Source organism: Streptomyces sp. NPDC056948 (assembly GCF_042674225.1).
GTDB classification, from domain to species: Bacteria; Actinomycetota; Actinomycetes; order Streptomycetales; family Streptomycetaceae; genus Streptomyces; species Streptomyces purpurascens.
This window is the reverse complement of record NZ_JBHUQX010000411.1, coordinates 1-8,364: the sequence shown is the minus strand read 5'-3', so window position 1 is coordinate 8,364 and position 8,364 is coordinate 1. Positions and strand designations below refer to the sequence as shown.

The following is an 8,364-nucleotide window of genomic DNA, read 5'->3' as shown; positions in this document are numbered from 1 at the left end:
GCTTCCAGGCCGCCGACGCGTTCCGCCTGTTCACCGGGCGGGAACCCGACGCCGCGCGGATGCTGACGGACCTGACCGAACTGGCCGGGGCCGTAGGGGCACCGAACTAGGAAGAGGTACCGACCGTGCGTACGTCCATCGCCACCGTCTCCCTCAGCGGATCCCTCACCGGGAAACTCGATGCCGCGGCCCGGGCCGGCTTCGACGGGGTGGAGATCTTCGAGAACGATCTGCTGGCCAGCCCCCTCACCCCCGAGGACATCCGGGCCCGCTGCGCCGATCTCGGCCTGACCATCGACCTCTTCCAGCCGATGCGGGACATCGAGGCGGTGCCCGAGGCCGAGTTCGCCCGGAACCTGCGGCGGGCCCGCCACAAGTTCGAGCTGATGCGCAGGCTCGGCGCCGACACCGTCCTCGTCTGCTCCAGCGTCTCCCCGCAGGCGGTGGACGACGACGCCCTCGCCGCCGAGCAACTGAGCCGGCTCGCCGACCTCGCGCGGGAGTCCGGCGTCAAGGTGGCCTACGAGGCGCTCGCCTGGGGCCGGCACGTCAGTACGTACGACCACGCCTGGCGCATCGTCGAGGCGGCCGGCCACCCGGCGCTCGGCACCTGCCTGGACAGCTTCCACATCCTGTCGCGCGGCTCGGACCCCAAGGGCATCGAGGACATCCCCGGAGAGAAGATCTTCTTCCTCCAGCTCGCCGACGCCCCGCTGCTCGCCATGGACGTCCTCCAGTGGAGCCGCCACTACCGTTGCTTCCCGGGCCAGGGCGGCTTCGACGTCGCGGGACTCGTGCGACACGTCCTGCGCACCGGCTACGACGGCCCGCTCTCGCTGGAGGTCTTCAACGACGTCTTCCGGCAGGCCGACGCCGGACCGACCGCCGTGGACGCCCGGCGTTCCCTGCTGGTCCTCCAGGAGACGGTCGGCCGGGCACCCCTGCCCGACCCCGTCGTCCCCACCGGCGTCGCCTTCGCCGAGCTGGTCACGCCCGATGCCGAGCCCCTCACCGCCCTGCTCGGTTCCCTCGGCTTCACCCGTACCGCCCGGCACCGCGGCAAGCCCGTCGCCCTGTGGGAGCTGGGCGAGGCCCGGATCCTCGTCAACACCGGGCCTGCCGTCCGCCGCGACGGCACCCAGCTCGCCGCGATCGGGCTGGAGTCACCCGACCCGGCCGCGGCGGCCCGGCGTGCCGAGGCACTGCTGGCCCCCGTCCTGCCCCGCCGACGCGCACCCGAGGACGCCCCGCTGGACGCGGTCGCCGCCCCCGACGGCACGGAGCTCTTCTTCTGCGCCACCGGCCGCCCGGGCCTGCCCGACTGGCGGGCCGACTTCGAGGACACCGGCCCGGCCGCCGCCCCCACGGGCATCAGCCGTATCGACCACCTCGCCCTGACCCAGCCCTGGCACCACTTCGACGAGGCGGCTCTCTTCCACTGCGGGGTGCTCGGCCTGCACGCCCAGGAGAGCGTGGACGTCGCCGACCCCTACGGTCTGCTGCGCAGCCGCGCCGTCACCAACGCCGACGGCAGCGTCCGGATCGCCCTCACCGTCGGCGCGGCGCCCACGGACGACACCGTCCAGGCCCAGCACATCGCCCTCGCCACCGACGACCTGGTCGCCGCGGCCCGCCGCTTCCGGGAGGTCGGCGGCCGGCTGCTGCCCGTCCCCGCCAACTACTACGACGACCTCGCCGCCCGCTTCGAGTTCGCCGACGGCGAGCTGGAGACCTACCGCGACCTCGGCATCCTCTACGACCGCGACGCCCACGGCGTCTTCCGCCACTGCTACACCCGGACCGTCGGCCGCGTCTTCTTCGAACTGGTCCAGCGCGACGACGGCTACCGGGGTTACGGCGCCGCCAACGCCCCGGTACGGCTGGCGGCCCAGCACGCGGCGCGGGCGCTCACTGGCGGCTGACGGTGCGGGTGATGCCCGTGACGACCGTCGTGGCGAGGATCCAGCCGGTGAGGACGAGAGCGTAGGACAGCCACTGGTAGCCGTCGGCCGGGGCGAACGCCCCCTCCTGCCCGAAGGAGATCACGGGCAGGAGCAGGTCGAGTGTGTAGAACACCGGGTTGAACTGCGGGGCCTCGTCCGTCTTCAGCGGCTGGGGGTGGTGCAGCGCGTAGGCCACGGAGCCGATCACGAGCAGCGACACCAGCCAGCCGGCGGCCCGCAGGGGGCGGAAGCCGTAACCGACGGTGGCGTCCTGCACATAGCCCCACAGTCGGCCGTACCAGGGGAGGGTGCCGCGATGGCGGCGCTGCTTGGCGAGCTGGACCTGGCGGGCGGCGTGGTCGTCGCCGATCCGTCGGTAGGCGGCGGTCAACTGCTCGTAGGCGTGCGGGACATAGCCCTCGCCGTCCCGCTCCAGCATCGCCAGACGGCGCTCGGCGGGCGCGTGCGGTGTGAGGGAGGTGTAGACGAGGCTGTCGAGCAGGACCTCCTCCGGGACCACGTCCGGCTCCAGCCACAGGACGTCCAGTTGGGCGCGGCGCAGGTTGAGCGTGCCGTCCATGGGCGGGCTCTTGCGCAGCCAGACTTCCCCGATGGTGCAGCTGCTGGCCCGCAGCGCGGCGTCACCGGGGTTCGACAGGCGCGCGTGCGACAGGTCGAGGCGGCCCTCGATCCGGGCGCCGCGCAGGCCGATCCAGCCGTACACCTCCACGCCGCGCAGCAGGACGTCGCCTTCCACCGCGGCCAGCTCCGCGTCGAGGACGACCTCGCCCGCGCCGCCCCGCAGCCGGGCCTCGCCCAGGTCGACGGACCCGGCGACCGACGCGCCCGTCAGCCGCACCTCGCCCCGCGTCCGCAGGCCCGGCGCCGACAGGCCGTCCCCGACCGTCACATGGTTGAGCTGGAGTGCCGGCTGACCGGCGGGCGGTTCGCCGATGTCGGCCCGGTCCAGGAACAGCGCCCCGGCGATCTGCGCGCCGCCGAGCCGCACGGGGCCGTCGAACAGGCAGTCCGACATGCGCAGGACGCCGTCCACCCGCAGCGTGGCGGCGTCCAGGCCGGGCAGGACGGAGTCGCGCAGGTTCAACTGGCGCAGGCGCGCCGCGTACAGCACGGGCACCTTCTCGAAGAAACAGTGGCTCAGGCGCACGGCGTGGTCGATGTCGCCGTACTGCAGGCTGAGCAGCCCGGTGATCCGCGCGCCCGCCAGTCTGAGGGCGGCGGTCTCGCCGTCCTCCTGCGGAGCGCTCAGCAGCAGGGCCCGCAGCACGGCCGCGCGTACGGTCCGTTCGGGGCCCCACTGCGCACCCTGCTCCGGATCCTCGTCCGCCGACTCCCGGAAGTCCACGTCCTGCCCACGCGAAAAGGCACGCCACACCCGCTCCTCGGCGGGTGTCATATTGTCGATCTCCATCAGCGGGGACTCTTGCGCGCCGGCCGGGGGCTGTCAACTCACCCCCGGCCGACGTGCGTTACTCCCTCGCGCTATGCCGTCGCGTTCCACTCCGCGATCACCGGTCGGCCGTGCTCGGTCGACAGGCGGCTGACCGTGCCCGTCTCCAGGCGGAACAGGCGTCCTTCGGCCGCGGACAGGCCCAGGCGGCGGGCCGTCAGAGCGCGGAGGAAGTGGCCGTGGGCCACCAGCATCACATCGCCCTCGGGCAGCGCCCCCGCCACCCGGGACAGCACCCGGTCGGCGCGCTCGCCGACCTCCTCGGGGGACTCGCCCGGCTTGCCGTCGGCACCGGGCGGGCCTCCGTCGGTCCACAGGTCCCAGTCGGGGCGGGTGCGGTGTATCTCGTCGGTCGTGACGCCCTCGTAGGCGCCGTAGTACCACTCGTGCAGGTCCGCGTCCCGCACGGCCCCCGTCAGGCCCGCGAGTTCGGCGGTGCGCACCGCGCGGGTGAGAGGGCTCGTGAGGACCAGCGCGAAGGGGCGGCCCGCCAGGAGCGGAACCAGCGACTTGGCCTGTTCCTCACCGCGCGGGGTGAGGGGCAGGTCGGTGAAGCTGGTGTGCTGTCCGCTCCGGCTCCACTCCGTCTCGCCGTGACGGACCAGCAGCAGATCGCCCACGGTGCTACGCCTTCTTCGCGGACTCGACGGCATGGCCGCCGAACTGGTTGCGCAGCGCCGCGATCATCTTCATCTGCGGCGAGTCGTCCTGACGGGAGGCGAACCGGGAGAACAGGGACGCGGTGATCGCGGGCAGCGGCACGGAGTTGTCGATCGCGGCCTCCACGGTCCAGCGTCCCTCGCCGGAGTCCTGGGCGAATCCCCGGAGGCTCTCCAGGTGCTCGTCCTCGTCGAGCGCGTTGACCGCGAGGTCGAGCAGCCAGGAGCGGATCACGGTGCCGTCCTGCCAGGAGCGGAAGACCTCGCGGACGTTGTCCACCGAGTCCACGGCCTCCAGCAGCTCCCAGCCCTCGGCGTAGGCCTGCATCATCGCGTACTCGATGCCGTTGTGGACCATCTTCGCGAAGTGCCCGGCGCCCACCTTGCCCGCGTGGACGTAGCCGTACGGGCCCTCCGGCTTGAGTGCCTCGAAGATCGGCTGCAACCGGTCGACGTACTCCTTCTCGCCGCCGACCATCAGGGCGTAGCCGTTCTTCAGGCCCCACACACCGCCCGAGACGCCCGCGTCGACGAAGCCGATGCCGTGCTTGCTCAGCTCCTCGGCGTGCTTCTCGTCGTCCGTCCAGCGGGAGTTGCCACCGTCGACGACTGTGTCGTACGGCTTGAGGAGGCCCCCGAGCTGGTCGACGACGTGCTGGGTGGGGCCGCCGGCCGGGACCATGACCCAGACCGTGCGCGGTGCGTCCAGCGCGTTGACGAGGTCGGCCAGGCTGGCCACGTCGGACTTTTCGGGGTTGGTGTCGTAGCCGACGACGGTGTGGCCGGCGTTGCGCAGGCGTTCGCGCATGTTGCCGCCCATCTTGCCGAGACCCACAAGACCGATCTGCATGTCAGTTCACTTCCCGAAGATTGCGGTAGGCGGCCACCAGCGCGGCCGTGGACGGGTCGAGACCGGGGACATCCGCGCCCTCGGTCAGGGCGGGCTCGACGCGCTTGGCGAGGACCTTGCCGAGCTCGACGCCCCACTGGTCGAAGGAGTCGATGTTCCAGACCGCGCCCTGCACGAACACCTTGTGCTCGTAGAGGGCGACGAGCTGGCCGAGGACCGACGGGGTCAGTTCGGTGGCCAGGATCGTCGTGGTCGGGTGGTTGCCCCGGAAGGTGCGGTGCGGCACCTGCTCCTCGGGCACGCCCTCCGCCCGCACCTCGTCGGCGGTCTTGCCGAAGGCGAGCGCCTGCCCCTGCGCGAACAGATTGGCCATCAGCAGGTCGTGCTGCGCCTTCAGTTCGTCGCCCAGCTCGGCGACGGGCCGCGCGAAGCCGATCAGGTCGGCGGGGATGAGCTTGGTGCCCTGGTGGATGAGCTGGTAGTAGGCGTGCTGCCCGTTGGTGCCGGGCGTGCCCCACACCACCGGCCCGGTCTGCCACTGGACGGGTCGGCCCTCGCGGTCCACCGACTTGCCGTTGGACTCCATGTCGAGCTGCTGGAGGTAGGCGGTGAACTTGGACAGGTAGTGGCTGTACGGCAGCACCGCGTGCGACTGGGCGTCGTGGAAGTTGCCGTACCAGATGCCGAGCAGGCCCAGCAGCAGCGGGGCGTTGGCCTCGGCGGGGGCGTTGCGGAAGTGCTCGTCGACGATGCGGAAGCCGTCGAGCATCTCGCGGAAGCCGTCCGGGCCGATGGCGATCATCAGCGACAGGCCGATCGCGGAGTCGAACGAGTAGCGGCCGCCGACCCAGTCCCAGAACTCGAACATGTTGTCGACGTCGATACCGAACCCGGCGACCTTCTCGGAGTTCGTCGAGAGCGCCACGAAGTGCTTCGCGACCGCCTTCTCGTCGCCTCCCAGGCCCTTGAGCAGCCAGGAGCGCGCCGAGGTCGCGTTCGTGATCGTCTCGATCGTGGTGAAGGTCTTGGACGCGACGATGAACAGCGTCTCCGCCGGATCCAGGTCGCGCACCGCCTCGTGCAGGTCGGCGCCGTCCACGTTCGACACGAAGCGGAACGTCAGATCCCGTGCGGTGTACGGCCGCAGCGCCTCGTAGGCCATCGCGGGGCCGAGGTCGGAGCCGCCGATGCCGATGTTGACGACGTTGCGGATGCGCTTGCCGGTGTGGCCGGTCCACTCCCCGGAGCGGACACGGCCGGCGAAGCCGGCCATCTTGTCGAGCACGGCGTGCACACCCGGCACCACGTTCTCGCCGTCGACCTCGACCACCGCGTCCCGCGGCGCGCGCAGCGCGGTGTGCAGCACGGCCCGGTCCTCGGTGACATTGATCCGCTCGCCGCGGAACATCGCGTCCCGGAGCCCGAACACGTCGGTGGCGGTGGCCAGCTCCTGGAGCAGGGCCAGCGTCTCGTCGGTGACCAGGTGCTTGGAGTAGTCGATGCGCAGGTCGCCCACGCGCACGACATAGCGCTCGGCGCGCCCCGGGTCCGCCGCGAACAGCTCACGCAGGTCCGGCTGCGGCAGGGTGTCGGTGCGGTGGTCCTCCAGGGCGGTCCACTCGGGCCGCCGGGTGAGCTCGGGGGAGCCGGAGGGGGAGTCAGACATGAGCGGGGGTCTCCTCGGTGGCCTCGCCGTTCAGGGCGATGGCGTACATCTCGTCGGCGTCGAGGCGCCTGAGCTCCTCGGCGATGAGTTCGGAGGTGGCACGGACCTTCAGTGCCAGGGTGCGGGAGGGCTGGCCCGGCAGGGTCAGCGTGGCCAGCGGGCCCTCGGGGCGGTCGATGACGATCTCGCCGTTCTCGGTGCCCAGGCGCACGGCCGTGACGACCGGCCCGGCGGTGACCACACGGTCGACCGAGACATGCAGCCGCGCCTCCAGCCAGCGGGCCAGCAGCTCGGCGGCAGGGTTGTCGGCCTCGGCCTCCACGGCCGCCGAGACGATCCGCGCCCGGGCCTGGTCCAGCGCCGCCGCCAGCATCGAACGCCAGGGCGTCAGCCGGGTCCAGGCGAGGTCGGTGTCCCCGGGCGCGTAGGAGCGGACCCGGGTCCGCAGCGTCTCCAGGGGGTTCTCGACGGCGTACAGGTCGGTGATCCGCCGCTGGGCCAGCGCCCCGAGCGGGTCCTTCGAGGGCACCTCCGGGGCGTCCACCGGCCACCACACCACCACCGGCGCGTCCGGCAGCAGCAGCGGCAGCACCACCGAGTCGGCGTGGTCGGACACCTCGCCGTAGGTCCGCAGCACCACCGTCTCGCCGGTGCCCGCGTCGGCGCCCACCCGGACCTCGGCGTCCAGCCGGGACTGGGTGCGGTCGCGCGGGGTGCGGGCGTGCCGCTTGATGACGACCAGGGTGCGCGAGGGGTGCTCGTGCGAGGCCTCCTCGGCCGCCTTGATCGCGTCGTAGGCGTTCTCCTCGTCCGTGACGATCACCATCGTCAGGACCATGCCCACGGCGGGAGTGCCGATGGCTCGGCGCCCCTGCACCAGCGCCTTGTTGATCTTGCTTGCCGTGGTGTCGGTCAGGTCGATCTTCATGGCCTGCGCCAGCTCCGTCCGTCTCGTGCGAGCATCTCGTCGGCTTCCGCGGGTCCCCAGCTCCCCGACGCGTACTGCGCGGGCCTGCCGTGCGTGGCCCAGTACCTCTCGATCGGGTCGAGGATCTTCCAGGACTCTTCCACTTCCTGGTGACGGGGGAACAGATTGGCGTCGCCCAGGAGGACGTCAAGGATCAGCCGTTCGTACGCTTCCGGGCTCGATTCGGTGAACGACTCGCCGTAGGCGAAGTCCATCGTCACGTCCCGGATCTCCATCGACGTACCCGGCACCTTGGAACCGAACCGGACCGTCATGCCCTCGTCCGGCTGGACGCGGATGACGATCGCGTTGGAGCCCAGCTCCTCGGTGGCGGTGGAGTCGAAGGGGGAGTGCGGGGCCCGCTGGAAGACGACCGCGATCTCCGTCACCCGGCGGCCGAGCCGCTTGCCGGTGCGCAGGTAGAACGGGACGCCCGCCCAGCGGCGGTTGTCCACCTGGAGCCTGATCGCGGCGTAGGTGTCGGTCTTCGACGAGGCGTCGATGCCGTCCTCGTCCAGATAGCCGTGCACCTTCGCGCCGCCCTGCCAGGCCGCCCCGTACTGGCCGCGCACGGTGTTCTTCCCCAGGTCCTGCGGGAGCTGCACGGCCCGGAGCACCTTCAGCTTCTCGGTGAGCAGCGACGCCGCGTCGAAGGCGGCCGGCTCCTCCATCGCGGTGAGCGCCATGAGCTGCAGCAGGTGGTTCTGGATGACGTCACGGGCGGCGCCGATGCCGTCGTAGTACCCCGCGCGGCCGCCGATGCCGATGTCCTCGGCCATGGTGATCTGCACATGGTCCACGAGGGACC

The 8,364-nt window shown here is 71.7% G+C and carries 7 protein-coding genes and 1 pseudogene; 2 read left to right on the top strand and 6 right to left on the bottom strand.

The window, feature by feature from the left end:
• A pseudogene (locus ACFTZL_RS36395) lies at window positions 1–110 on the top strand (shikimate dehydrogenase); the annotation flags it as partial.
• A gap of 15 nt (window positions 111–125) precedes the next feature.
• A complete protein-coding gene (locus tag ACFTZL_RS36390) occupies window positions 126–1,922 on the top strand; it encodes a bifunctional sugar phosphate isomerase/epimerase/4-hydroxyphenylpyruvate dioxygenase family protein (RefSeq protein WP_382592123.1) in 1,797 nt (598 codons plus the stop codon).
• Here the strand turns inward: ACFTZL_RS36390 and ACFTZL_RS36385 are convergent.
• The 6 genes from ACFTZL_RS36385 to ACFTZL_RS36360 form a co-directional block, all read right to left on the bottom strand.
• The gene (locus ACFTZL_RS36385) at window positions 1,909–3,375 is read right to left on the bottom strand and encodes a membrane-associated oxidoreductase (protein WP_382592120.1); all 1,467 of its coding nucleotides are present in this window, start codon (window positions 3,373–3,375) and stop codon (window positions 1,909–1,911) included. The genes ACFTZL_RS36390 and ACFTZL_RS36385 overlap by 14 nt on opposite strands.
• A 71-nt stretch (window positions 3,376–3,446) precedes the next feature.
• A complete protein-coding gene (locus ACFTZL_RS36380) occupies window positions 3,447–4,034 on the bottom strand; it encodes a histidine phosphatase family protein (RefSeq protein WP_382592118.1) in 588 nt (195 codons plus the stop codon).
• 4 nt (window positions 4,035–4,038) lie between these two features.
• Window positions 4,039–4,923, bottom strand: a complete 885-nt coding sequence (gene gnd, locus ACFTZL_RS36375) for a phosphogluconate dehydrogenase (NAD(+)-dependent, decarboxylating) (RefSeq protein ID WP_382592115.1) — start codon at window positions 4,921–4,923, stop codon at window positions 4,039–4,041.
• 1 nt (window position 4,924) lies between these two features.
• On the bottom strand, window positions 4,925–6,589 hold the full coding sequence (gene pgi / locus ACFTZL_RS36370) for a glucose-6-phosphate isomerase (RefSeq protein ID WP_382592112.1): 1,665 nt from the start codon (window positions 6,587–6,589) through the stop codon (window positions 4,925–4,927).
• Window positions 6,582–7,517: a glucose-6-phosphate dehydrogenase assembly protein OpcA gene (gene opcA / locus ACFTZL_RS36365; RefSeq protein WP_382592109.1), complete on the bottom strand. Its 936-nt coding sequence runs from the start codon at window positions 7,515–7,517 to the stop codon at window positions 6,582–6,584. Before opcA ends, pgi begins: the two co-directional genes overlap by 8 nt.
• Window positions 7,514–8,364 (bottom strand): glucose-6-phosphate dehydrogenase (locus tag ACFTZL_RS36360; RefSeq protein WP_382592107.1); only part of this gene is annotated, 851 nt, incomplete at its 5' end. The genes ACFTZL_RS36360 and opcA, both read right to left, overlap by 4 nt.